This window comes from Qipengyuania sp. L-5Y (assembly GCF_056859455.1).
In genome coordinates this window covers 18708-42738 of the sequence record NZ_JBSXOM010000027.1, presented here as the reverse complement: position 1 = coordinate 42738, position 24031 = coordinate 18708, and the positions used below count along the sequence as shown (strand labels likewise).

The 24031-nt window shown below is 60.6% G+C and carries 21 protein-coding genes; 14 read left to right on the top strand and 7 right to left on the bottom strand.

The window, feature by feature from the left end:
• The first annotated feature begins 3 nt into the window (after positions 1-3).
• The 4 genes from AC13F2_RS06410 (at position 4) to AC13F2_RS06395 (ending at position 5698) form a co-directional block, all read left to right on the top strand.
• A complete protein-coding gene (locus AC13F2_RS06410; RefSeq protein WP_482964676.1) occupies positions 4-1560 on the top strand; it encodes a class I adenylate-forming enzyme family protein in 1557 nt (518 codons plus the stop codon).
• 509 nt (positions 1561-2069) lie between these two features.
• Positions 2070-3644 carry a glutamine-hydrolyzing GMP synthase gene (guaA, locus tag AC13F2_RS06405; RefSeq protein ID WP_482964796.1) on the top strand — a complete coding sequence of 525 codons (1575 nt, stop codon included), beginning with the start codon at positions 2070-2072 and terminating at the stop codon, positions 3642-3644.
• Position 3645: 1 nt separating this feature from the next.
• Positions 3646-4350 carry an endonuclease III domain-containing protein gene (locus AC13F2_RS06400; protein ID WP_375246380.1) on the top strand — a complete coding sequence of 235 codons (705 nt, stop codon included), beginning with the start codon at positions 3646-3648 and terminating at the stop codon, positions 4348-4350.
• 37 nt (positions 4351-4387) lie between these two features.
• Positions 4388-5698, top strand: coding sequence for an NRAMP family divalent metal transporter (locus AC13F2_RS06395; RefSeq protein ID WP_482964675.1), 1311 nt, complete (start codon positions 4388-4390; stop codon positions 5696-5698).
• An 8-nt stretch (positions 5699-5706) separates the two neighbouring features.
• On the opposite strand, the gene AC13F2_RS06390 is transcribed toward AC13F2_RS06395, so the two are convergent.
• The 3 genes from AC13F2_RS06390 to AC13F2_RS06380 form a co-directional block, all read right to left on the bottom strand.
• Positions 5707-6117, bottom strand: a complete 411-nt coding sequence (locus AC13F2_RS06390) for a hypothetical protein (RefSeq protein WP_103024067.1) — start codon at positions 6115-6117, stop codon at positions 5707-5709.
• 75 nt (positions 6118-6192) lie between these two features.
• Positions 6193-7614, bottom strand: a complete 1422-nt coding sequence (tldD, locus tag AC13F2_RS06385) for a metalloprotease TldD (protein ID WP_482964674.1) — start codon at positions 7612-7614, stop codon at positions 6193-6195.
• 52 nt (positions 7615-7666) lie between these two features.
• Positions 7667-7927, bottom strand: coding sequence for a zinc-finger domain-containing protein (locus tag AC13F2_RS06380; RefSeq protein WP_103024069.1), 261 nt, complete (start codon positions 7925-7927; stop codon positions 7667-7669).
• An 83-nt stretch (positions 7928-8010) separates the two neighbouring features.
• Between AC13F2_RS06380 and AC13F2_RS06375 the strand changes: the two genes are divergently transcribed.
• Both AC13F2_RS06375 and nadB read left to right on the top strand, forming a co-directional pair.
• A complete protein-coding gene (locus AC13F2_RS06375) occupies positions 8011-8949 on the top strand; it encodes an ABC transporter ATP-binding protein (RefSeq protein ID WP_196847048.1) in 939 nt (312 codons plus the stop codon).
• 401 nt (positions 8950-9350) lie between these two features.
• Positions 9351-10937: an L-aspartate oxidase gene (gene nadB / locus AC13F2_RS06370; RefSeq protein WP_482964673.1), complete on the top strand. Its 1587-nt coding sequence runs from the start codon at positions 9351-9353 to the stop codon at positions 10935-10937.
• A gap of 9 nt (positions 10938-10946) precedes the next feature.
• On the opposite strand, the gene AC13F2_RS06365 is transcribed toward nadB, so the two are convergent.
• On the bottom strand, positions 10947-11312 hold the full coding sequence (locus tag AC13F2_RS06365) for a PilZ domain-containing protein (protein WP_482964672.1): 366 nt from the start codon (positions 11310-11312) through the stop codon (positions 10947-10949).
• A 228-nt stretch (positions 11313-11540) separates the two neighbouring features.
• Between AC13F2_RS06365 and AC13F2_RS06360 the strand changes: the two genes are divergently transcribed.
• The 4 genes from AC13F2_RS06360 to ligD all read left to right on the top strand — a co-directional run bounded on the left by AC13F2_RS06360 (position 11541) and on the right by ligD (position 18444).
• Positions 11541-12431, top strand: coding sequence for an alpha/beta fold hydrolase (locus tag AC13F2_RS06360; RefSeq protein WP_482964671.1), 891 nt, complete (start codon positions 11541-11543; stop codon positions 12429-12431).
• A gap of 524 nt (positions 12432-12955) precedes the next feature.
• Positions 12956-14977, top strand: coding sequence for a ribonucleoside-diphosphate reductase subunit alpha (locus AC13F2_RS06355; protein WP_103024073.1), 2022 nt, complete (start codon positions 12956-12958; stop codon positions 14975-14977).
• A gap of 116 nt (positions 14978-15093) precedes the next feature.
• Positions 15094-15924, top strand: a complete 831-nt coding sequence (ku, locus tag AC13F2_RS06350; protein WP_196847041.1) for a non-homologous end joining protein Ku — start codon at positions 15094-15096, stop codon at positions 15922-15924.
• A 3-nt stretch (positions 15925-15927) separates the two neighbouring features.
• The gene (gene ligD, locus AC13F2_RS06345) at positions 15928-18444 is read left to right on the top strand and encodes a DNA ligase D (RefSeq protein WP_482964670.1); all 2517 of its coding nucleotides are present in this window, start codon (positions 15928-15930) and stop codon (positions 18442-18444) included.
• A gap of 15 nt (positions 18445-18459) precedes the next feature.
• On the opposite strand, the gene AC13F2_RS06340 is transcribed toward ligD, so the two are convergent.
• A complete protein-coding gene (locus tag AC13F2_RS06340) occupies positions 18460-19656 on the bottom strand; it encodes a GGDEF domain-containing protein (protein WP_221596407.1) in 1197 nt (398 codons plus the stop codon).
• A gap of 142 nt (positions 19657-19798) precedes the next feature.
• Positions 19799-20041, bottom strand: coding sequence for a DUF2171 domain-containing protein (locus tag AC13F2_RS06335; protein ID WP_196847038.1), 243 nt, complete (start codon positions 20039-20041; stop codon positions 19799-19801).
• Between the two features lie 177 nt (positions 20042-20218).
• On the opposite strand from AC13F2_RS06335, the gene AC13F2_RS06330 reads away from it, so the two are divergent.
• From AC13F2_RS06330 to AC13F2_RS06320, 3 genes are all read left to right on the top strand, one after another.
• A complete protein-coding gene (locus AC13F2_RS06330) occupies positions 20219-20590 on the top strand; it encodes a DUF4440 domain-containing protein (RefSeq protein WP_482964669.1) in 372 nt (123 codons plus the stop codon).
• 337 nt (positions 20591-20927) lie between these two features.
• Positions 20928-21986: a ribonucleotide-diphosphate reductase subunit beta gene (locus tag AC13F2_RS06325; protein WP_482964668.1), complete on the top strand. Its 1059-nt coding sequence runs from the start codon at positions 20928-20930 to the stop codon at positions 21984-21986.
• Positions 21987-22297: 311 nt separating this feature from the next.
• Positions 22298-22711: a DUF4145 domain-containing protein gene (locus AC13F2_RS06320; RefSeq protein ID WP_482964667.1), complete on the top strand. Its 414-nt coding sequence runs from the start codon at positions 22298-22300 to the stop codon at positions 22709-22711.
• 258 nt (positions 22712-22969) lie between these two features.
• Here the strand turns inward: AC13F2_RS06320 and AC13F2_RS06315 are convergent, their stop codons facing one another.
• The gene (locus AC13F2_RS06315; RefSeq protein ID WP_482964666.1) at positions 22970-23554 is read right to left on the bottom strand and encodes a thermonuclease family protein; all 585 of its coding nucleotides are present in this window, start codon (positions 23552-23554) and stop codon (positions 22970-22972) included.
• Positions 23555-23754: 200 nt separating this feature from the next.
• Between AC13F2_RS06315 and AC13F2_RS06310 the strand changes: the two genes are divergently transcribed.
• Positions 23755-23901 (top strand): hypothetical protein, encoded by a 147-nt coding sequence (locus tag AC13F2_RS06310; RefSeq protein WP_158246638.1) that lies wholly within the window; start codon positions 23755-23757, stop codon positions 23899-23901.
• Positions 23902-24031 lie beyond the last annotated feature (130 nt).

Genomic DNA, 24031 nt, shown 5'->3' with positions numbered 1-24031 from the left:
GGTATGGGAGAGACACAGATCGCCGCCAAGCTTGCCGAACCATTTGGCAGCTATTCGCAAATCATCGCCGACAATGCCGCTGAGCTGGGCGAAAAAATCGCCATTCGGGACGATGATGCCGAGATCACCTGGGCGCAGTTCGGCGAGAAGGTAGAACGGATCGCTGCTCGGCTGTTGGAAGAAGGGCTGGAGCGCGGGCAATCGGTAGCGATCCTTGGGTATTCGTCCATACCCTACGCGCTCGTATTTCTTGCGGCTGTGCGGGCTGGCGGAGTAGCGGCTCCACTGACTACCAGCGCCAGTCCCGATCAGCTGGCCGGAATGGCGAAGGATTCCGGCGCTACCCATATCTTCATGGATCGCGCGAAGTTGAACGAGTTGGGCGACGGCTGCTTTGCGGACATGACGCGTATCGTGCTGGACGAGGACCTCGACACGTGGATGGCGCCCCAAGGCGCCAAGGCCGCTTCCTTCGATCCTGAACCTGCCGACGCCTTCAACATTATCTATTCAAGCGGCACCACCGGCGTTCCCAAGGGTATCGTCCATTCTCACCAGATGCGGTGGCGCCAATTCGCTTCAACGGCATCGAGCTGGCTGGAGAACGGGATGCGGGTGTGCACCTTCGCATCCACGCCGCTCTATTCGAACACTACGATGGTTGCGTTCCTGCCACCCCTGCTCGCTGGCGGCACCGTACGGGTAACGCGCAAATTCGACGCGCTGCGATGGCTTCAGTTCGCAGAGCAAGACGGCACGACTGCCACCATGCTGGTGCCGGTACAGTACCGCCGCCTGATGCAGGAGCCACGCTTCGACGAATTCGACCTCTCTTCGCTACAGCTCAAATACTGCACCTCTGCGCCGTTCCCGGCCGAACTGAAGCGTGAAGTGCTTGATCGCATGCCTGGCGCGTTGGTGGAAATCTATTCCATGACCGAAGGCGGCGTCGTGTGTCTTCTGGAAGCGCACAAATTTCCCGACAAGCTTCATACTGTCGGTCGCCCCGCTCCGGGCAGCGAACTCAAGGTGCTCGACGATGAAGATAAGCCCGTAGCACCCGGTGAGGCGGGAAATCTCATCGGCAGAAGCCAGACGATGATGACGGGATACAAAAACCAGCCCGCGAAAACACAGGAAGGATACTGGACCGACCCTGAGACAGGTGACCTGTGGCAGCGGATGGGCGATATCGGGCGGATAGATGCCGAAGGTTTTGTCGAATTGGTGGGCCGCGCAAAGGACATGATCATTTCCGGCGGGTTCAATATCTTTCCCGTCGACCTGGAGGATGAACTGGCCAAGGAAGCCGATGTCGTCGAAGCGGCCGTCATCGGCGTACCCAGCGAACGCTGGGGCGAAACGCCGGTTGGCTTCATCACGTTGAAGGAAAGCGCCCGCGACTGCGATACGATTCGCGACGCGGTCAATTCCCGGTTGGGAAAGACGCAGCGGCTGGCTCAGCTACACGTTATCGATGAAATGCCGCGCAGCCACATCGGAAAGCTTCTCAAGACGGAACTTCGCGAGGAAGCGGTACGGCGCGGTTTGCCCGCGTGACGCTCGCGGTGGCTGCGGCTTTCGAGACGCGGCGCCAACTTCTTGGGGGGAGGGAGAGGAATGTCGGCGGCCGCGTCTCTACTCGCTGCCATATCGCCTCGCAGACCCGGTAGGCATGTTGCCGACCGCTCTTGGCGAGGAAGGCCAGAAACGCGGCTGCTTGGACTGCCGTCGTATCTGTAATTCGTCCGAAACGGCTCCTCATGGGTCGCCGTCTGGCTGTGAGGGTTGTAATAATCTTTCACGTCCTTGAACTAAAGTGTGAAAACTTGGATGGGTGTTGCGTTTTGCGCAACCCATTTCGGGCACGTCCCTTGGTTATTTCTGTGGTCGCCGAAGACGTGAGAATCCAATAGGTTGCATGGAAGTGCACATTTTGCCGCGGATCGCCGCAGCAGGGTGATCAATGGCGCCTGTGCCCGACCAGCCTCTTGTTGGCCATGGGGACAATTTCCCGAGCGTAAGAGCCAATGCTGGACAGCGGGCGCGCGCTGCCTTTAACGGACCGCATGCAGCCAGAGCACCTCCCCGATTCCATACTCATTGTCGACTTCGGCAGCCAGGTCACCCAGCTTATCGCACGCCGCGTGCGCGAAGCGGGGGTCTATTCCGAGATCGCGCCGTTCACGCAGGCCGAGGAAGCCTTTCATCGCCTGCAACCCAAGGGGATCATCCTTTCCGGTTCGCCTGCGAGCGTTTGCGACGAGGACAGCCCGCGCGCACCGCAGATCCTGTTCGATAGCGGACTGCCGATCCTTGGCATCTGCTACGGCCAGCAGGTGATGAGTCAGCAACTTGGCGGCGAAGTGCGTCCCGGCCACGAAACCGGCGATGGCGGAGAGTTCGGCCGAGCCTATCTGACCGTGACCGAGGAGTGCGCGCTTTTCGACGGCCTATGGAAGAACGGCGAACGTCATCAGGTCTGGATGAGCCATGGTGACAAGGTCACGCGCTTTGCGCCCGGTTTCAAGATCGTCGCGACAAGCGATGGGGCACCGTTTGCGGTCATCGCCGACGAAGAGCGCAAATATTACGGCACGCAGTTCCACCCCGAGGTGGTGCATACCCCTGACGGCGGGAAACTATTGGCCAATTTCGTGCGCCATGTCTGCGGCCTCGCCGGCGACTGGACGATGGCCGAATTCCGCAAGACCAAGATCGAAGAAATTCGCGCGCAGGTTGGTGATGGCAAGGTTATCTGCGGCCTGTCTGGCGGCGTCGATTCCGCGGTTGCCGCAGTGCTCATTCATGAGGCGATTGGCGATCAACTGACCTGCGTCTTCGTCGACCACGGGCTGATGCGCATGAACGAGGCCGAGCAGGTCGTGACCCTGTTCCGAGACCATTACAATATCCCGCTCGTTCATGTGAATGCCGAAGAGATGTTCCTAGGTGGGCTGGAGGGCCAGACCGACCCGGAAAAGAAGCGCAAGTTCATCGGCGGGGCCTTCATCGATCTGTTCGAAGCCGAAGCGAAGAAGATCGGCGGAGCGGATTTCCTTGCGCAGGGAACGCTCTATCCAGACGTGATCGAAAGCGTCAGCTTCACCGGCGGGCCGAGCGTCACGATCAAAAGCCATCACAATGTCGGCGGCTTGCCCGAACGCATGAACATGAAGCTGGTCGAACCCTTGCGCGAACTGTTCAAGGACGAAGTGCGGGAACTGGGCCGCGAGCTGGGGCTGCCGGAGATTTTCGTCGGTCGCCATCCGTTCCCCGGGCCCGGCCTCGCCATCCGCATTCCCGGTGAAGTCACCAAGGAACGCTGCGACATCCTGCGCAAGGCGGATGCGATCTACCTCGAAGAGATCCGCAACGCCGGGCTTTACGACGCGATCTGGCAGGCCTTTGCGGTGCTGCTGCCCGTCAAGACCGTCGGTGTAATGGGTGACGGCCGCACCTATGACAGTGTGTGCGGCTTACGCGCCGTAACCAGCACCGACGGGATGACGGCCGACATCTTTCCCTTCGATGCCAGCTTCCTCAGCCGCGTTGCAACGCGCATCATCAACGAGGTGCAGGGCATCAACCGAGTGGTCTACGACTATACCAGCAAGCCGCCGGGTACGATCGAATGGGAGTGAATTGGAACTCCCGCTAGGGTCCGATCCCCGCACGGACGTCATACGGCGGCTTCAGGCGCTGCTTGTCCAACGGTTCGGACGTATCGAACGCGCGGCCGCCGCGTGGCGGCAACCGGAATGGGTACTGGTCCAGGGTGTGATCGGTGCGCAGACGAAATCGGAGATTTCGAACGCTGCCACTGATCGCCTGTTAAAGCGGTTCAAGAGCTGGGAAAAGGTTGCGACCGCTGCGCTGGACGAGTTGCAAGCCGAACTCACGACGCAGACTTATCCCGGCGTCGCAGCCGAACGGCTGAAGGCCAGCCTGTCGGCGATTGTAGCCTCGCGCGGCAAGGTCGATCTTTCGCATCTTGGTGAAATGAAAACTCACGAAGCCATGAACTGGCTGGAGCAGCTACCCGGTGTGGGGCGCAAGATCGCTGCCGGGGTCATGAATGCATCCACACTTGACCGGCGCGCCATCGTTCTCGACGGTCATCACAAGCGTATCCTTCAGCGAATGGGCCTTGTCCCGCCGAAAGCAAACACGGAACGCGCCTTCGACGCGATCATGCCTGTAATGCCGGAAGAATGGTCCGGCGCTGACTATGATGAACACCACTTGCTGATGAAGAAGCTGGGCCAGACATGGTGCCGCCCGTCGATGCCGGATTGCGCCACCTGTCCGGCCCTGGCCCTCTGCAAGACCGGCCTGGCAAACACATGATTGCTGCATCGTCCCGCTTGCTGCAGAAAGGCAGTCGATGAAGCGCCTGGCCTCGATCCTGTTATGGTCCGCGATTGCGGCAGCGTTCATCGGGCCGGGCACGGTCACGGCTGCCGCCAGCGCCGGTGCCGCTGCCGGTACGGCGCTGCTATGGGCAGTGGTGTTCTCCGGTATTGCCACATTTACTCTTCAGGAATTCGCTGGCCGGCTGAGCGTAGCTACGGGCGATGATCTGGCGACTATCCTGCGGCGTCGGTACCCCACCGGTTTTGCACGCATCGCCACCCTTATCCTGATTGGTGGTGCAATCCTGCTGGGGTGCGCTGCCTATGAAGCTGGCAATATACTGGGCGGGGCAGCGGGCGCGATGCTGGCGTTACCTTGGTCCAAGGAAGCTGTTACGCTCATCCTGGCCGCGATCGCTGCGGCCCTCCTGCTTTCGGGATCGCCGCAAGGTGTGGCCCGGACGATGGCGATTTTCGTCGCGCTCATGGGCGCGGGATTTCTCGCCGTGGCGATCTCGCTGGCTCCCCCGCTTGCGTCGCTCTTTGTCGGACTTGTGCCCACACCGGGCTTCGGCGACGACAGTGTCGCATTGCTTGGGGTACTTGCCTTGGTCGGCACCACGGTGGTGCCGTACAATCTCTTTCTCGGCGCTGCTTTGGCCCGGGGGCAGGGGTTGAACGAAATGCGCTTCGGACTGGGCGTGGCCGTCGGCCTCGGCCTGCTGATTACCGCTGGCATTCTCGTGGTAGGGACTTCGCTCACCGGCGAATTTTCTTTCGATGCACTGGGCGACGTTCTGGCAGTTGAACTTGGCGGTTGGGTGCGGACCGGTTTCGGGATCGGCCTGCTCGCTGCTGGCGTCTCGTCGGCAGTGACTGCACCGCTGGCCGCCGCGCTGACGGCGCGGGGCCTGTTCGGCGCGCCAGACGACGCCCGGTGGCAGGCATCCGGATGGCGTTTTCGTTCAGTGTGGCTGGTCATCCTGATCATCGGCGTGGGGTTCGGGCTGGCCGACATCCGGCCGACACCCGCAATCCTTGCCGCGCAGGCGTTCAACGGCGTGTTGCTACCGCTGGTCGCTCTATTCCTGCTTGCAGCGATGAACGATGGGGCTTTGTTAGGCGAGAACGCCAACGGACCTGTGGCCAATGCGTTCGGCCTGCTTGTCGTCGGGGTTGCCACCATGCTGGGACTGACCGCGCTTGTGCGCGCAGCCGGTACCGCCTTCGGCTTCGAATTGCCCGAGCCGGGCCTGATGCTCCCGGCCTTTGCTGTGGTCGGCGTATTCGTAGCGAGGGCGGTTATCCGGGCGGCGGGCCAAAAAGCGTTACGCGAGGCCTGACCGGGCGATCAACCTTCGGTGTCGACCTTTTTGTAAGGGACGAACTCGTCGAGCAGCAGGATTCCTGACAGAAAGCCATTGACCCGATCGACCAGCTTCACCTGATCGGTACGGCACAGGCTCGATCCGCTGAACCGGTCGATGACCATGATGTCGCGATCATCGATACTGTCGGGATTGCGCGTATAATTGACCCATACGGTGTCGCCATCGCGATAGGTCAGGGCCGTGCCGTCGATCTGGCTGAGATTGCGACTGCCCAAGGTGCGGATACAGCTTTGCGGCTCGCCTGCAACGCGACCGTCAAGCAGCTTGGCCAGCTTCTCTTCGCCGCGTGTCATCTGGGCGTTTTCATCCGCCAGAACGGGCGAGGAGAGCATTCCGAAAGCGGCAGTGGCTAAGGCGATGTGCTTGAACATGTCGAATCTCCTGAAGGATGTTCGGATACTAGACCCTCGTGACTGAACCTTCGATGAGTCGAACGCTTGGCGGGGTCAGGCCGTTCCGCCCACGGTAATGCCATCGATAAGCAGGGTGGGTTGCCCAACGCCGGCGGGCACGCTCTGGCCTCCCTTGCCGCAGACGCCGATGCCTTCATCGAGAGCCATATCGTTGCCGATACCGCGCACCTTGGTCAGCACAGTCGGCCCGTCACCGATCAGGGTGGCACCCTTTATCGGGGCAATCACTTTGCCCTTTTCGACCTTATAGGCTTCCGTACAGGCGAAGACGAACTTGCCGGATACAATATCGACCTGTCCGCCGCCGAAGCTGGTTGCGTAAATTCCGTCGTCCATACGGCTCAGAAGTTCTTCTGGATTGTCCGTTCCGCTTTGCATGAAGGTATTGGTCATACGCGGCATGGGCGCGTGTTCGTAGGACTGGCGGCGCCCATTACCGGTCGCCTCCACGCCCATCAGCCGTGCGTTGAGCCGGTCCTGCATGTAGCCTTTGAGAATGCCATCCTCGATCAGGACGGTTTCGCGCGTGGGGGTTCCTTCATCATCGATGCTGAGTGAACCCCGGCGGTTTGCGATGCTGCCATCGTCGATGACGGTGACGCCGGGCGCCGCCACGCGTTCGCCGATGCGGCCGGAAAAGGCGCTCGTGCCCTTGCGGTTGAAATCTCCCTCGAGCCCATGTCCTACAGCTTCATGCAGCAGCACACCCGGCCAGCCGGGCCCGAGCAATACAGTCTTCTCGCCCGCAGGGGCCTCGATGCTCTCCAGATTTACCAGTGCTTGGCGCACAGCTTCATCGACCGCGTTCATCCACCGGCCTTCATCGAACAGCGTGTCGTAGAGATAACGTCCGCCGAAGCCGAAACTACCGGTTTCGCGGCGCCCGTTCGCTTCGGCAACGATGCTGACGTTTAGTCGCACGAGGGGGCGAATATCGCGCGCCGTGAAGCCATCGGCGCGGATGATGTCGATCGCGCTCCAACTGGCCGACATGCCCGCAGTAACTTGCGCTACGCGCGGATCCTTCGCCCGTGCAACAGCGTCGATCTTCTCGAGCAAGGCCACCTTCTCGGCGAAGGGCACCAGATCCAGTGGGCTGGCATCGGTGTAAAGATGGCGATTGGTTCGTTCCGGCGGGGCGGAATGCGGAGATTTGGTCGCGTCCAGCAATTGCAGCGTCTCGCCTGCGCGGGCGATCGCTGCGGCACTGATTTCGTTCGCATGGGCAAAGCCGGTTGTCTCGCCGGAAACGCCGCGCAGGCCGAACCCCGAATCTCGACTGTAATCAGCAGTCTTCAGGCGACCATCGTCAAAGGCGAAGCTCTCGGTCGCCATGAACTGGAGATAAAGCTCGCCATCGTCGCAAGGTGCCAGCAGCCGTGCTGTCAGTGCCTTGGCTTCCTCGGGGTCGAGCTGGTTGTAAATAAGGGCGTGGGGATCGTTCGCTGGCGTCATACCATCCTATGTAGGGATGGCTGCAGCCAAAGGCGAGGGGCCACTGCCAGCCTTACGGGTGCCCGGGATCGGCGCCTTCGGATATGTCCATCAACTGCGACTGATCGACGCCATCTGCTGGTCCGCCGATCAGCACGAAGCGCCGGTCGCAATAGCCGCAATCGACATAACCATGCTCGTCGATCTCGAGATAGACTTTCGGGTGACCGAGTGCGGCGGGCTTGTAATTCACGCCGGTACGGATGTCGGTTGCGCCATCGCACCACACGCGCCGCGTGGTGACCTTGGACAATTCGGGAGGAGGCAGGCTCATGAACAATGCCGATAATATGTGCATCGCGCCTACGCAAGCATTCGCCGCTTGTCGCATTGGCGCGCTGCACCTAGGTCGGCTGCATGACTACTCCCCCAGCGATACGCATCGACGACCTCGTCAAGGAATATGCACCTGCCGGCCCGGGCGAAAAGCCCAAACTTGCGCTGAAGGGGGTAAGCTTCGACGTCCCGCAAGGTGGCATTTTCGGATTGCTGGGTCCTAATGGCGCAGGCAAATCCACCCTTATCAATATTCTCGCAGGTTTGGTCAGGAAGACCCGCGGCAGCGCCGAAATCTGGGGCTTCGATATCGGCGATAACCCGCGCAATGCGAAGCGATCCATCGGGATCGTTCCGCAGGAAATCGTGTTCGACCCATTTTTCACGCCTTTCGAAGTGCTGGAAAACCAGGGCGGCTTTTACGGCATCCCCAAATCGGAGCGGCGCAGCGAGGAACTGCTGAAAGCGGTGCATCTTTGGGACAAGCGCGATGCCTATGCACGCACGCTATCTGGCGGGATGAAGCGCAGGCTTCTGATCGCAAAGGCGATGGTTCATTCGCCTCCGATCCTCGTGCTCGACGAACCGACTGCGGGAGTCGACGTCGAATTGCGCCGCCAGCTCTGGGAATTGGTGACCGATCTCAACCGGCAAGGTGTGACGGTCGTTCTGACTACGCACTATCTCGAAGAAGCTGAGCAGCTTTGCGATCGCATCGCGATCATCAACCATGGTGAACTGATCGCCGAAAAACCGACGAGAGAATTGGTGGGAATGGCGCGGGAAAAAGTCGTGTCAATCACGGTGGACAAGGATCTGGGCGGTCCGATCATGGAAGAGGCTTTTACAAAAGCCGAAGTAATCGAACCGCGCAGGCTGGAAATCACTTACGATCGCGACAAGGCGAGCGCTGGGCAGGTGCTGGCTCTGGTCCAGTCGCATGGCTACGCCATCGAAGATGTCACCACGCGCGAGGCAGATCTGGAAGACGTCTTCGTCCAGTTGACCGGCGCGGGGTGATAACAACCGCTACATGAAGGCGCGGGGCCCCAGGCCTGCATCCTTTACCCGCTGAAGTTCCCAGTGATGTGGCTCGATCTCTTCCATCGGTGCCTTGCAATTACGGCAGCGCCCTACCTGCTGGCCTGCTGCGCGCTTTACATTCGTGCGATCTACGCTGTGCTTTCCGACAGCGCAGGCAATACGTCCCAGTCCCATTTACGACCCTCTGCGTCCCTTGTGATATTCCCCTATCGATTCGTGCCTTAAGGCGGCCGTGACGCTGCGTTAACCGTGCTGCGCCGAATCGTGGCTGGTATGCTGCGAGTTTGAAATATGCGCGGCGAATCGAGCAGTTTCACTGTATTTCGCCGAAGTCTGTTTTTCTTGCCGCCCGCATTCTGGCCAGTCATGACGTTGTGATGACAGTGATTCCTCATGACGTCCTAGTGATCGGTTCAGGCGCCGCCGGCCTGACCGCGGCACTGGCCCTGGCCGAAACGAAAAAGGTGCTCGTTCTGGCGAAGGGGCGGCTCGACAGCGGTTCGACTGCTTGGGCGCAAGGAGGCATCGCCGCCGTTCTCGATGCGGGCGATACGTTCGAAAACCACGTTCGCGATACGATGATCGCGGGGGCGGGCCTCAATAATCGTGAAACGGTGGAATTTGTGATCGAGCGGGCACCCGCCTCGATCGACCGGTTGAGCGAACTGGGTGTTCCTTTCAACCGCGAAGCGGGCGATCTTCATCTTACTCGGGAAGGCGGGCACTCGCATCGCCGCATCGTCCACGTAAACGACGCGACGGGGTGGGCCGTGCAGGCAGCATTGCTCAAGGCGGCGGAGGAGAATCCGAACATTACGCTACTGCCCGGCCAAAGCTGCGTGGACCTGATTACAGGACGCAATCAGGTCGACTATTCCGGATCGGGTAGGGTGTGGGGGGCCTATGCGCTCGACGAGGAATCCGGCGAGGTCGTGTCACATGTCGCCCGCGCAACGGTGCTGGCGGCAGGCGGCGCGGGGCGTGTCTATCTGTTCAGTACGGCTCCACGGGGCGCGACTGGCGATGGTATCGCCATGGCCTGGCGGGTGGGCGCGCGCGTTTCCAACATGGAGATGATGCAGTTCCACCCGACGTGCCTCTACAATCTCGACGTCAAGAATTTCCTGATTACCGAAGCCGTGCGCGGTGAAGGCGGGCGTTTGCTGAACCCGATCACGGGCGAGCGGTACATGAAGAAATATGACCCTGAGCGGATGGAGCTTGCCCCGCGCGATATCGTGGCGCGGGCCAACGACGATCAGATCAAACGTCACGGCCTCGATTACGTCCATCTCGACATCAGCCACGAGCCGCCCGAGTTCGTGATGGAGCATTTCCCCACCATCCACGAAAAGCTGCTCGGGCTGGGGATCGACATGACCAAGGGACCGATCCCCGTCGTCCCGGCTCAGCATTATACCTGCGGCGGCGTTAAGATCGGGCTCGATGCCAAGACCGATCTGCCGGGCCTGTGGGCGGCTGGCGAATGCACGGAAAGCGGGCTGCACGGCGCCAATCGTCTTGCGTCGAATTCGCTGCTCGAATGTTTCGTGTTCGGCGAGGCGGCGGCCAAGGACATCCTCGAATGCTGGGACAAGTTAGACGACCCGCCGGAAATCCTCTCTTGGGATGAAAGCCGGGTGACCGATTCCGACGAGGAAGTGGTGATCAAGCAGAACTGGACGGAGATTCGCCGGTTCATGTGGAACTACGTCGGTATCGTACGCACCACCAAGCGGCTCGAACGTGCGGCGCACCGCATCCGCCTCCTGCGCGACGAGGTCGAAGATTATTACGGCCATTTCCGTGTGACGACCGATCTCATCGAACTGAGAAATCTGCTCGAATGCGCGGACCTCATCGTGAGCAGCGCATTGAAGCGGCACGAAAGCCGCGGGCTTCACTTTATTCTCGATTATCCCGAAACCAACCCGATCGGGCGCGACACGGTACTGGTCCCATAGGGCGATGCCCTAGTCGGCAAGGCCCCGGTCGGGGCGCATGGGAGGAAACCCCCGGCCGAACTGGTCGACGGGTATCTCGTCCCGCGCATGCTGCAACGTGCCGAGCATGAAGTATTTCACCGTGGCCTCGCCGATCGGGCGGGCAAACCTGATCCCGATTTCTTCGCCTTCCGCCCACATGACTTCGCCTTCAACCGCCACCCCTTCGAGCAGGGTAACCGTCACGGCTTCGCCGACCTCCGCATTGACGCGGGTTCCGGTGATCTTGCAGCCTTCGCGTGAGAGGTTGAGCATTCTGCCGCGCGCAGCAACGCCGTTGATGGAAACCATCACGTCGTCGTCGGTCTTGGAGCGATTGCCCCTACGCTTTTCCATCCCGGTGCCCCCGCGGATTGAGATCCCGCAATAGCAGAGCCAGACAGTTCGCGCCTTGTATTGTAGGAAGGCGACATAAGCGAAATAAAAGTGTCATTCTACCGTGACCCAAGCGCCGTATCATGCGGCTTATGGCACGCGCTCATTATTCTTATGTCGCACACTTCCCATGGACAACGCGTTGCTTTTCGGTTGAACCTGCGATTCTGTGAACCACGGGAGAGGCGCGTGCCGAAGGCGACAGCGAACGGGATCGAAATCCACTACGAGGAAACCGGCAATCCGGCCGATCCAGCGATGCTGCTGATCATGGGGTTCGGCGCGCAGCTCACCCTGTGGCCCGACGAACTGGTGGAAAGACTCGCCAGTCACGGCTTCCGGGTAATTCGATATGACAATCGCGACATCGGCCTCAGCCAGAAATTCGATGGGGTAAAGGCACCCGGCCTGATCAAGCTGACCTTGATGTCCAAGATCGGCCTCACGCCCAAGGTTCCCTATACTTTGGCCGACATGGCCGACGATGGCGCCGGTCTGCTGGACGCGCTCGGAATCGACAAGGCGCATATCGTCGGCGCGAGCATGGGCGGAATGATCGCGCAGCATCTTGTGCATCGCCATGCGGATAGGTGCCTTTCGCTGACATCCGTTTTTTCGACCAGCGGCAATCCCAAACTGCCGCCCGCCAGGCCGGAGGCGATGAAGGCGTTGGTGACCCGTCCCGACAGCACGGATGAAGACGTGCTCGTCGATCACGGGGTGATGCTGGCGCGAACCATCGGATCGCCCGGCTACCCGACGGCGGAAGACCGCCTGCGCGATCGCACGCGCGCCAGCATTCGCCGCAGCTTCTACCCTGAAGGGCCCACGCGCCATCTCTCGGCTATCGTGGCGGATGGGGACCGGCGGCCTATGCTGAGGGATATCGCCGTGCCCACCCTCGTGCTGCATGGCGAAGACGATCCGCTTGTGCCGTGCGAAGGCGGCAGGGACACCGCCGCCTGCATTCCGGGCTCGAAGCTGAAGACCATTCGCGGATGGGGTCATGACCTGCCTCTGGAACTGGTCGATGAGGTGGCCGATGCCATCGCCGGCCACGCCAAATCTGCGACAGGCTGACCCACTTCCTCACAAGCTGGCGCAGGTAATGGTCCTAAGGAACCTCGCAGCGAGCGGGACAGCGTTGGGTTGCAAAATTGCGCGCCGGGATTCGAATGATTCTCAACCCGGCACGATGATTTTTGCCCGCAAAATTTTTTTCCCGGATTCATTTTCGGGCTTGCGTGTTCGCCAAGTCCAGCTTGATCCACGCGTCGCGGCGTTGCACCTGGATAAAGCACTTCGCCAACAGGCTGCCGACCTTCTTAAAAGTTCATTTACGGTCTTGCACACGAGTCCCGTCTGATTCAGTATCTAGTAGTCGGGATACCGGGGGTACCCACAAGACCTAGCTATCGGCGGTTTGTTCCCTTATAGGGAGAAGCCGCTTTCACGCCGGGGCTGTGGGGAAAAGCGGGATAAGTTTTTACCCTCGAACCGCACAAAATTGCTAGGTGGGAAGACAGTCCCGCCGACTCGAACACAAGCGGAACATGCGCAGCCCGGTCATGGGCGGGCGGTACACTCAAACGGCGGGGCAGACGATGGATTTCAAGAGCGGGAACGACACGGCGATGGCACTGGATCTGGATACGCACGACACTGTCGACGAGCCCACCACCAAGAAGAAGGCGGTCGCCATGGACAAGTCCGACAACGGTAGCGAACAGCTGGTTCAGGAAGCCGCGGGCGAAGCTCTTGCCGGCGCGGTTGCGGCCGTTGCTGCGCAGGCGACCAAGGAAGACAGCAAGAAGGTTCTCGATCGCCGTTTCGACGTGCAGATCGATGAAAGCCGCGATGCGCTGCTGACCGAATTCGGCAAGGAAACCCTGACCGACCGCTATCTGCTTCCGGGTGAGAAATATCAGGATCTGTTCGCCCGTGTCGCGGACTATTTCGCCGACGATGGCGATCATGCGCAGCGGCTCTACAACTACATTTCGAACCTGTGGTTCATGCCCGCAACGCCCGTGCTGTCGAATGGCGGCACCACGCGCGGCCTGCCGATCAGCTGCTACCTCAATTCGGTGTCAGACAGCCTCGACGGTATCGTCAACACATGGAACGAAAACGTCTGGCTCGCCTCTAAAGGCGGCGGCATCGGCACGTACTGGGGGAATGTTCGCGGTATCGGCGAACCTGTCGGCCTCAACGGCAAGACCAGCGGCATCATTCCCTTCGTGCGTGTAATGGATTCGCTGACTCTCGCGATCAGCCAGGGTAGCCTGCGCCGCGGTTCGGCCGCTTGCTACATCGATGTCACTCACCCCGAGATCGAGGAATTCCTCGAAATCCGCAAACCCAGCGGGGACTTCAACCGCAAGGCGCTGAACCTGCATCACGGTGTGCTCGTAACCGATGCCTTCATGGAAGCGGTGCGCAATGGCGAGGAATTCGACCTCGTATCTCCGCGCGACGGATCGGTCCGCAAGACCGTGGATGCCCGCAGCCTGTTCCAGAAGCTGGTCGAAACCCGTCTCGCCACGGGCGAACCCTATATCGTCTTCTCCGACACGGTGAACCGGATGATGCCCAAGCATCACCGCGAACTGGGCCTCAAGGTTTCGACGTCGAACCTGTGCGCCGAAATCACCCTGCCGACCGGCATCGACCATCTCGGCAACGATCGTACTGCGGTGTGCTGCCTGTCCTCGCTCAACCTCGAAAAGTGGGACGAGTGGAACGGTGACAAGCAGTTCATCGAAGACGTCATGCGCTTCCTCGACAACGTCCTGCAGGACTATATCGATCGCGCGCCGGACGAGATGGCCCGCGCCAAATATTCCGCCATGCGCGAACGCAGCGTCGGCATGGGCGTAATGGGCTTCCACTCTTTCCTGCAGAGCAAGGGCATCGGTTTCGAAAGCCCGATGGCGAAGGTCTGGAACCTCAAGATGTTCAAACACATCAGCGCCAAGGCGGAAGAAGCCTCGCTGGTGCTCGCCCAGGAACGCGGTCCGTGCCCGGACGCGGCCGAAACCGGTGCGATGGAACGCTTCAGCTGCAAGATGGCGATTGCGCCGACCGCGTCGATTTCCATCATTTGCGGCGGCACCAGCGCCTGCATCGAACCGATCCCGGCCAACATCTACACGCACAAGACGCTGTCCGGCTCTTTCATCGTCAAGAATCCCTATCTGGAAAAGATTCTCGACAAGAAGAGCAAGAACTCGACCAATATCTGGAACTCGATCCTGGAACGTGGCGGCAGCGTCCAGCACCTCGATTTCCTGACGGCGGAGGAAAAGGCCGCGTTCAAGACCAGCTTTGAAATCGATCAGCGCTGGCTGCTCGAATTCGCGGCCGATCGCGCACCCTATATCGATCAGGCGCAATCGCTGAACCTGTTCATCCCGGCCGATGTCGACAAGTGGGACCTGATGATGCTGCACTTCCAGGCATGGGAAAAGGGCATCAAATCGCTCTATTACCTGCGGTCGAAGAGCGTGCAGCGCGCCGGATTTGCTGGCGGCGTGGAAGCCGACAATACGGCCGATGCCGCCAAGTACGAACTGGCTGCCGGCGGCGAACAGACCGATTACGAGGAATGCCTCGCCTGTCAGTAAGGTGATGGACTGACCAGATCTGCGGCCCCGCGAGTGTTCGGCACTTGCGGGGCCGTTTCTTCTTCGGAACCTATTCGCGCGCTCAAGCGCTCCTTTCAGGGTTCGAGGAGATTTCGATGGCAGCGCGCGCATATTGGCAGGGACAGATCAGGCTCGCGCTGGTTTCGATACCGGTCGAAATCTATTCCGCCACCAAATCGGGTGCGCGCATCAGCTTCAATCAGATCCACGAGCCCAGCGGCAAACGTATTTCCTATGAAAAGGTCGTCCCTGGCATCGGCCCGGTCGATCGCGACGAAATCATCAAGGGCTATGAAGTTTCCAAGGGTAATTACGTCCTCTTGGACGATGAAGAGATCGAAGCGGTCAAGATAGAAAGCAAGCGCACGCTGGAACTCGTCCAGTTCGTCGACGCGTGCGAGATCGACCCGCTCTATTTCGAGAAACCTTATTATGTCGTCCCGAATGATGAACTCGCCGAAGAAGCCTTCATCGTCCTACGCGAAGCGTTGCGAAAATCGAAGAAGGTGGCGCTGGGTCAGCTATCCGTGCGCGGCAGCGAAAAACTGGTCGCCATCAAGCCATGCGGCAAGGGTCTGCTTCTCGAAACGCTCCGCTATGCCAATGAAGTCCGGCAGGGACAGTCCTTCTTCGATGACATCGGCGATGCAAAGCCGAAGAAGGAACTGCTCGACCTCGCCAATACGCTGATCGAACAGAAAAGCGCGCCTTTCGATGCAGGCGAATTCGAAGATCACTATGTCGAGGCGCTCCGCAAGCTGATCGACAAGAAGGCGAAATCGAAAAGCAAAAAGGCCATCATAGAAGATGTCGACGAGCCCGAAGCCGCCGATGGCTCCAATGTGATCGACCTGATGGCGGCCCTCAAGAAGTCTGTCGGGAAGGAACAGCCCAAGAAGACGACGCGCCGCAAGAAGTCGGCCTGATCGATGGCCGCGCGCACGGATCCGCTGGCGGAATATAATGCCAGGCGCGATTTCAAGGCGACGCCCGAACCGGCCGGCCAGCGCAAGGGCGGAAAAGGGGGCAACCTCTTCATCGTTCAAAAGCACGACGCGACACGGCTTCACTGGGATCTTCGGCTCGAAGTCGATGGCGTCCTGAAAAGCTGGGCGGTGACCAAGGGGCCATCGCCAGACCCCGATGTCAAACGGCTGGCCGTCAGGACCGAAGATCATCCCCTGTCCTACGCCGAGTTTGAAGGTGTGATCCCCAAAGGCGAATATGGCGGCGGAACCGTCATGCTGTGGGACCGGGGGCAATGGCAGCCTGTAGAGGGCAAAACTGCCAAGGATCTCGATAAAGGGCACCTTCACTTCACCCTCGACGGCGAGCGTATGAAGGGCGAATGGCTGTTGATCCGGCTGAAGAAAAAGCCCGGCGAGAAGCGCGAGAACTGGTTATTGCGCAAATTGCAGGACGATCACGCCGAAGATGGTGACGCGCTCGTCCAGCGCGAACTGACCAGCGTTCTGACCGGGCGTGCAATGGCGGAAATTGCGGCGGACAAGAACGGCGAATATCCGCTGGCGGGCAAGAAGGACGATGCCTTCCTGGCGCAGATGGAAAAGGCGTCTGCGCATAATGCACGAAAGGCCAAGCCGAAGAAGCGCAAGTCGGCGCCGATACCAAAATATCGCAAGCCACAGCTTGCAACGCTCGTCGACGATGTCCCGGCCGGAAATGGCTGGATGCACGAAATCAAGTTCGACGGCTATCGCGCGTTGATTGCCGCAAAGGGCAAGACTGTTCGCGTTTACACGCGCAACGGAAAGGACTGGACCGACAAGTTCGGCCCCCTCGTTGACACTATCGCCGCACTCGATTTGCCGGCCTGCCTTATCGACGGCGAAATCGTCGCCCATAATGCCAAGGGCAATCCCGATTTTTCCAGCCTGCAGAAAGTGCTGAAGCGCGGCAAGGGAGCGCAGACCGCAGCGGACAGTCTCGCTCTCTATGCCTTCGACCTGCCCTCTCTGGACGGCGAGGATCTGACCGGCCTGCCCAACATAGAGCGCAAAGAACGGCTCGAAGCGCTGCTCGATACCGCGGAACCCCCGATCCACGTTGCGCAGCATGTGCTGGGGGCAGGTGAAAAGCTCTACCGGACCATGTGCAATGCCGGGCAGGAAGGCATCATCTCCAAGACCGTCGACGGCTCCTATTCCGGGCGTCGCAGCAAATCCTGGGTCAAGGTGAAATGCACGCGGCGGCAGGAATTCGTCGTGGTCGGGTGGAAGAAGTCTTCGGCCAAGGGCCGGCCCTTCGCCTCGCTGCTGCTCGCTCAGAACGAGGGTGGTGAACTCGTCTACAAGGGGAATGTCGGTACGGGCTTTTCCGCAGACGATCTCGATGATCTGGCCGCGAAACTGAAACGGATCGAACGCAAGACCAGCCCCGTCGAAACAGACAAGGCGAGCGCGCGCGGGGTTACCTGGGTTACGCCCAAGCTGGTCGCCGAGATCGCCTTTGCCGAATTCACTGCGGACGGGAATGTCCGGCACGGCAGCTTTCTTGGCCTGCGCAGCGACAAGGATGCCGCCAGCGTCGAACCCGAACAGGCGAAAGCCTCTCCCGCGCCTGCCGCGAAGGTGGAAATTTCCAGCCGCGATCGGGTCGTCTTTCCGGATAGCGGCCAGACCAAGGGGCAATTGGCCGATTACTATGCGGCAGTTGCATCGATCATGCTGCCCTTCGCTGCCAATCGGCCCATCAGCCTCGTGCGATGCCCGCAGGGCCGCGCGAAGAAATGCTTCTTCCAGAAACACGATAGCGGCAGTTTCGGTGATGGGGTGCATCACGTCGCCATCCGCGAAAAAGACGGCGGCCACGAAGACTATCTCTACATCGACGATCCCCAGGGGCTGCTCCAGTGCGTGCAGATGGGGACAATCGAATTCCACGGCTGGGCTGCGCGGTCGGGCGATGTGGAGGGTCCCGACCGGATGATCTTCGACCTCGATCCGGACGAGGGTCTCGGTTTTGACGAGGTCAAGCAGGCCGCACGCGACATTCGCGACCGGCTGGCCGATCTGGGGCTGACCAGTTTCGCCATGCTGTCGGGTGGGAAAGGCGTGCATGTCGTGGTTCCGTTGACCACCGGGCACGACTGGGACCAGCACAAGGATTTCGCACGCCGCTTTGCCGAAGCGCTCAGCCTTGCAGAGCCCGATCGCTTCATCGCCACGATGAGCAAGGCGAAGCGCAAGGGGAAGATCTTCATCGACTGGCTGCGCAACCAGCGCGGATCGACAGCGATCCTGCCCTATTCCGCCCGCGCCCGGTCCGGTGCGCCGGTGGCCATCCCGCTCGCCTGGAACGAGCTCAAGGGGATGAAGGACGCTCACCCCTATTCCATCGACGATGCGAAAAAACTGCTCGATCGCGCGCAGTCGAAATCGCTGCATGGCTGGGGCTTTGCCGACCAGCGCCTGCCGGATGTCTGACCCTGCGGCGAATGCCTATGTTTCGACCATCGTGCGGTTCCGCCCGTCCGCCTTGGCGCGGTAAAGGGCGGCATCCGCCGCGGACAGCATGCGGGCCAGATTGGGCGCCTCGGGCCCCTGATGCAGCGCGATCCCGATGCTGGAAGTGCAGGTGGCGGTCGACGTTGCGCCATGGTCTTCGATCTCGATCCGTTCGATCGCGACGCGCAGTTCCTCTGCAATGGCCTGGGCCCGGCCCGCATCGTCGGCGCGCAGCAGGAAGATGAATTCCTCCCCGCCGAAGCGCGCGGCGAGCCCGCCGTGGCGGCTGGCGGCGTGGCGCAGGACTTCTGCCACCGCCCGCAGGCAGGCATCGCCGGCCTGATGGCCCCACCGGTCGTTGAACGCCTTGAAATGATCGAGGTCGAGCATGAACAGCGCCGGGCCCGCCTGTCCCGCCGTGGCGGGCATGGAGTAATGTTCGGCAAAGGCCTGCTCCGCCCGGCGGCGATTGGCGAGGCCGGTCAGCGGGTCTTCCATCGACAGTTCGGTCAGCCGGGCATTGCTCCCTTCCAACGTCGCCGCGCGGCTGCCCGCCTCCAGCGTCAGCAGCAGATTGCGCCGCTCGAGCCAGTGGACGCGGTGAGCGATGATCGTCGCGGTTGCGGCGGTGACGATGGTGATCGCCGCGAAGGCGCTCGTCTTCACGATATCGTGCTGGCTCATGTAGAGAAAACCGCCCACCGCCAGCACGTAAAGCAGGATGAAAGCGACCAGCGCCGGCCCGCGGAACGGCAGCACCGGCAGCGCCAGCGCGAGCAGGGTCACCACACCCAGCGCCAGCAGCGCATCGCCGGGCGAGGGGACGAACAGGCTGGCGAACGCCATGCTCAGCCCGAATGCGATCAGCGCCAGCGCGATCATCACCTTCTGCAGCCCCACCAGCCGCCGCGGCAGCAGCAGGGCGATCCCGCTCAATGGAAGGACCAGGCCGAGCCGCACGGCCGCCACCTGTCCCAGGTTCTGCGGCGCCACCAGCAGGTCCGTCGCCAGCGACAGCACGGCCACCACCATGATCACCACCAGCAGGAACCGCCCTTCGCGGTAATGCGTGTCGGCCAGGGCGTCTTTCAACGCGGCGCGCAGGCGATCGTCCCACGCAGATGGTGGGTTGTCGCCGGCAAGCGCGGCATGCGCTGCCTTGCCAAGGTTGAAATCGTGCGCCCGGTTCATTGTTGATTACGTACTTACCCGAATACCGCCTGCGCGCAATGATTTGGCTCGATTTTGGACCCGTCCCACAAGAAAGCCCCGCTCCGACTAAAACCGGGCGGGGCTTCATCCGATCCGCTGATGGGATCGCCATGTCGCGGGATCAGGCGCGTTCTGCGGCCTTTGTCCCCAGACCTGCGGGAATGCGTGCGCTTTCCTTCAGGTATATGCGGTTGTCGTCGATCTTCTCGACATCGTCCATCGACAGGAAGTGGTGGATGTCATCGCTGCTGTCCGATTTGGTCAGCTTGATGGCATCGCCTTCGACTTCATCGACCGTGCCGACATGAATGCCCTTGCAATCGGCGACTTCCATGTGTTCCTTGATGCGTAGCTTCTCAAACATTGAAAACCCTTTTATTTTGTGTGACTTACACTGAACCAACGGGTGGCAGCGCATAAAAGGTCCACGGTCCGTCCGGCGTGAGGCACGCCCTGTTGGATCGCCCCTCCAGACCGCCTGTTTTCTGAACGATCGGCGCCGCGATGCATTGGGAAGGGGAAGCATCAAGGAGACATTTCGATGAATGACGACCGGCTATGGGAATTCGAACGCACGCTGTGGACCGGCGGGGCCGAGGCTTATGAAACGCAGGTGGCAGAGGATGTGGTGATGTCCCTCCCGGCAGCGCCCTTCCTCTACGATCGCGGCGCCGCGGTGGAGGCGGTAAAGAACACGCCCCGCTGGGACGAGGTCGAATTTGCCGACACCCGGGTGGAACGCCATCAGGAAGGGCTGATCGTGATCGCCTATCGCGCCCGGGCGAAGGGCGGCGAACGCACCTACGATGCGCTGTGCACCAGCACGTTGCTGCGCCTCGATCATGAAGAATGGGTGGTCATCCAGCACCAGCAGACCCCGCTGGGTGTCGAAGTGGCCGATCCCAACGGCTGAGCCCGCACCGCGCCGTCCGCAGTCCCTGAAACATCCCAAAAAATTGGCGCCCCACCCCTCGCAGGAAGGGCAGGGCGCCGGGGGCTGCGGACATCGCCCGCAAAAGGGGAAAACCGAACGATGTCGCTATCCCCGTGATTGTCCTGCCGACCGGTGGCTCCGGAGACAGGACCGTCTGATTATCTAACCGGCCTCAAGCCCGCAGGTTCCTGCGATTCGTCACACCTGCAAGAGAATTCATGGCCAGCTTATCCCCGCCGAATCGACAAGGCTTGCCTTCGAATCCGCTCTCTGATTCACTATATGAGTCGTTCACGCGAATACGGAGACCCACAAGATGTCGTTGCTCGAAGCCCGCAAGACCTACAAGCCCTTCGAGTACCCCTGGGCCTACGAGTTCTGGAAACGCCAGCAGCAGGTGCACTGGCTGCCCGAAGAAGTGCCCCTGGGCGAGGATTGCCGCGACTGGGCGCAGAAGCTTTCCGATCACGAACGCAACCTGCTCACGCAGATCTTCCGCTTCTTCACGCAGGCCGATGTCGAAGTGCAGGATTGCTATCACGACAAATACGGCCGCGTGTTCAAGCCCACCGAAATCAAGATGATGCTGACCGCGTTTTCCAACATGGAAACGGTCCACATCGCCGCCTATTCGCACCTGCTCGACACCATCGGCATGCCTGAAAGCGAATATGGCATGTTCCTCGAATACGAGGAAATGAAGGACAAGCACGACTACCTTCAGGAATTCGGCGTCGATACGGATGAAGATATCGCCCGCACGCTCGCCATGTTCGGCGGCTTTACCGAAGGGCTGCAGCTCTTCGCCAGCTTCGCCATGCTGATGAACTTTCCGCGCTTCAACAAGATGAAGGGCATGGGCCAGATCGTCAGCTGGTCGGTCCGCGATGAAAGCCTGCACTGCGAAGGCATCACCCGCCTGTTCCACGAATTCGTGCGCGAGCGGGACTGCCTGACCAAGGCGGTCAAGGAAGACATCATGGACATGTGCCAGAAAACGGTGCGCCTGGAAGACAACTTCATCGATCTCGCCTTCGAAGACGGCCCCGTGCCCGGCATGACGGCAAAGGAAATCAAGCGCTACATCCGCTACATCGCGGACTGGCGCCTCAGCCAGCTCAACCTCCAGCCGATCTACATGATCGAAGATCACCCGCTGCCCTGGCTCGCCCCGCTGCTGAACGGCGTGGAGCACGCCAACTTCTTCGAAACCCGCGCGACGGAATATTCGAAGGGCGCGACCAAGGGCGATTGGAACACGGTGTGGTCCAGCTTCGACAAGCGCAAGAAAGCCAAGGCTGCGAACGAACAGGAAGCCGAAGCCGACGACGGCCCGGGCCTGTTCGGCGATGCCGGAGTGCAGGCGGCGGAGTGATTTGATTGGCCACCAAATCTGAAAAGCCAATGTTTATTGCCGACTGCCCCAGATGCGGTCACAGCAAGACCACGTTTGACATACTAGCGGACTCATACCGCCGAGAATACGATTATCGCGTTGAATACGAGTGTTATATGCGCTGCAGAAGTTGCGCAAAGCCCTCAAACGCTTTGCTGCGGGCGCAAGATCAGAGAGCGGCTGCTCCGACAACACACGGCGGTCTGTACGTAAATCTCATTTATACACTCAAGCACTGGGTATTTGAGATTCCTAACAGTCGGAAAGTTCCGGACTATGTAGAGCCAGACGTGGCTCGAATTTTCTCTGAAGGTGCAGATTGCCTCGCCATTGGTGCGTTTGATGCGAGCGGTGCGATGTTTCGCAAGGTGCTGGACGCCGCGACTAGGCAAAAGACTCCGAGGCCGGATTCAGAAGTCGCCGTCAAGCCAAGCAGTTGGAAAATCTACAAGGACCTGCGCTTGCGGCTAGACTGGCTTTTTGAAAGTGGTCTTCTGGATCGCTCTCTTGAGGATCTCTCGAGTTGCATACACCAAGACGGAAACGATGCGGCACATGACCTTTGCGGAATTGGGAAAGATGAGGCTGAGGACCTAGCGGATTTTGCGGATCAAGTGCTGAGAATAATCTACACTCTGCCGGGCCAAATCGCGATGAACAAGGAGAGGCGCGATCAACGCCGAGATCTAGCTTCGAACCACTAAGTTACGAAGTTAGATGATGAATTTTCGAGATTTGCTGCTAGTGCACTACTGCATAGCTACCGCCCCGCCGCTTCAGCTATTCGTGCCATTGCACATTAATCGCCGAGGGCCGGGAAGAAGTGGAATGGGTCGTAGTGGAGGTTCGCGTCGATCCAATAGCGTGTATTTTCGACACTAGTCCCATGACGACCTACCGAGGCCTACCCTGGGCCCCTCCCACAAGCGGGAGGGAGCTACCGAGCCAGTTTACATTCTCCCTCAACACCACCCATCCCTGAACCCGCCCCAATAACCACGCGCACCGCCCTCGCGTTGCATATAGTCCGCCAGCCGGTCCTCGCTGCCGTCAGGGCCTAGGCGCACTACGCTGCGTAGGGCGCGGCCATAGCGGTCGGTGGGTTCGTCCAGCCGGGCGGTCATGCGAAAAGGTCCGCGGTTGAGCCAGCCTTGCAGCGCACTGGTCGATGCTTCGGCCTGCACCGCCTCTGCCGGGCATTCCGCATCCCGCTCCGCCGTGTCCACGCCCACCACGCGGACGCTGGTATCGCCCAGCTTGAACGTGTCGCCATCCACCACGCAATAATATCCGCGGCCCGGTCCGCAGCGGGTGAAGCGTCCCTCGATCACCTGTGGTTCGCTCGACAGGAAGGCAGGGGCGGGCATCACGCCGGGCAGGGCGACAATATAGGCCATGCTCGCCAGCACGATCAGCAGGATTGCCGGGCGCATGGAAACCCACGCCGCGCGCCAGCTCGTGCGCCGCTTCGCAAACCGCGCCGGGCGGACCCTGCGCCCGCGCGCGGGTCTGCGCCGTTTCGGATTGAAGCGAATAATCCTGCCCATCCGCGCCCTCATAGCGCCGCGCGGTGCCCTCGCGCTAGCAGGCAGACTCGCCCGCGCATGTCCGCATTTTTCCTAGCAAAACGGTAACTTGGCTCATTCCGGCCCCCTACTGTCGCAAGCGCGGAAACCGAATGACGGCGCATCGCTTGGTCAGGTGCAGCTCGGATTTTCCGCAACTGCAGTTTCCAAAGGAATTTTCCATGGACAACAACGAAAAGAAACCCGGTCAGCCCCAGCAGGGCGGCAAGGGTTCGAACGACGACAGCAAGCAGCCGCAGCAGCAGGGCGACAAGTCCAGGCAGGCCGGCGGCGACAAGTCGGACGACAAGTCGCGCCAGAACAAATAGGCGCACTCACAGCGCTACTGACCCGGCGCAATGCAGCGGCCGCTCCTCACGGGGCGGCCGCTGTCGTTTGGGGTAGGCACAACCAGTCCCCCTCCCGCTCGCGGGAGGGGTTAGGGGTGGGCGAGGCAAA

Excerpts from the sequence above, each read along its gene's own strand:
- AC13F2_RS06410 (WP_482964676.1), top strand. The coding sequence starts at position 4 with ATGGGAGAGACACAGATCGCCGCCAAGCTTGCCGAACCATTTGGCAGC.
- guaA (WP_482964796.1), top strand. The coding sequence starts at position 2,070 with ATGCAGCCAGAGCACCTCCCCGATTCCATACTCATTGTCGACTTCGGC.
- AC13F2_RS06395 (WP_482964675.1), top strand. The coding sequence starts at position 4,388 with ATGAAGCGCCTGGCCTCGATCCTGTTATGGTCCGCGATTGCGGCAGCG.
- AC13F2_RS06390 (WP_103024067.1), bottom strand. The coding sequence starts at position 6,117 with ATGTTCAAGCACATCGCCTTAGCCACTGCCGCTTTCGGAATGCTCTCC.
- tldD (WP_482964674.1), bottom strand. The coding sequence starts at position 7,614 with ATGACGCCAGCGAACGATCCCCACGCCCTTATTTACAACCAGCTCGAC.
- AC13F2_RS06380 (WP_103024069.1), bottom strand. The coding sequence starts at position 7,927 with ATGAGCCTGCCTCCTCCCGAATTGTCCAAGGTCACCACGCGGCGCGTG.
- AC13F2_RS06375 (WP_196847048.1), top strand. The coding sequence starts at position 8,011 with ATGACTACTCCCCCAGCGATACGCATCGACGACCTCGTCAAGGAATAT.
- nadB (WP_482964673.1), top strand. The coding sequence starts at position 9,351 with ATGACAGTGATTCCTCATGACGTCCTAGTGATCGGTTCAGGCGCCGCC.
- AC13F2_RS06365 (WP_482964672.1), bottom strand. The coding sequence starts at position 11,312 with ATGGAAAAGCGTAGGGGCAATCGCTCCAAGACCGACGACGACGTGATG.
- AC13F2_RS06355 (WP_103024073.1), top strand. The coding sequence starts at position 12,956 with ATGGATTTCAAGAGCGGGAACGACACGGCGATGGCACTGGATCTGGAT.
- ku (WP_196847041.1), top strand. The coding sequence starts at position 15,094 with ATGGCAGCGCGCGCATATTGGCAGGGACAGATCAGGCTCGCGCTGGTT.
- ligD (WP_482964670.1), top strand. The coding sequence starts at position 15,928 with ATGGCCGCGCGCACGGATCCGCTGGCGGAATATAATGCCAGGCGCGAT.
- AC13F2_RS06340 (WP_221596407.1), bottom strand. The coding sequence starts at position 19,656 with ATGAACCGGGCGCACGATTTCAACCTTGGCAAGGCAGCGCATGCCGCG.
- AC13F2_RS06335 (WP_196847038.1), bottom strand. The coding sequence starts at position 20,041 with ATGTTTGAGAAGCTACGCATCAAGGAACACATGGAAGTCGCCGATTGC.
- AC13F2_RS06330 (WP_482964669.1), top strand. The coding sequence starts at position 20,219 with ATGAATGACGACCGGCTATGGGAATTCGAACGCACGCTGTGGACCGGC.
- AC13F2_RS06325 (WP_482964668.1), top strand. The coding sequence starts at position 20,928 with ATGTCGTTGCTCGAAGCCCGCAAGACCTACAAGCCCTTCGAGTACCCC.
- AC13F2_RS06315 (WP_482964666.1), bottom strand. The coding sequence starts at position 23,554 with ATGGGCAGGATTATTCGCTTCAATCCGAAACGGCGCAGACCCGCGCGC.
- AC13F2_RS06310 (WP_158246638.1), top strand. The coding sequence starts at position 23,755 with ATGGACAACAACGAAAAGAAACCCGGTCAGCCCCAGCAGGGCGGCAAG.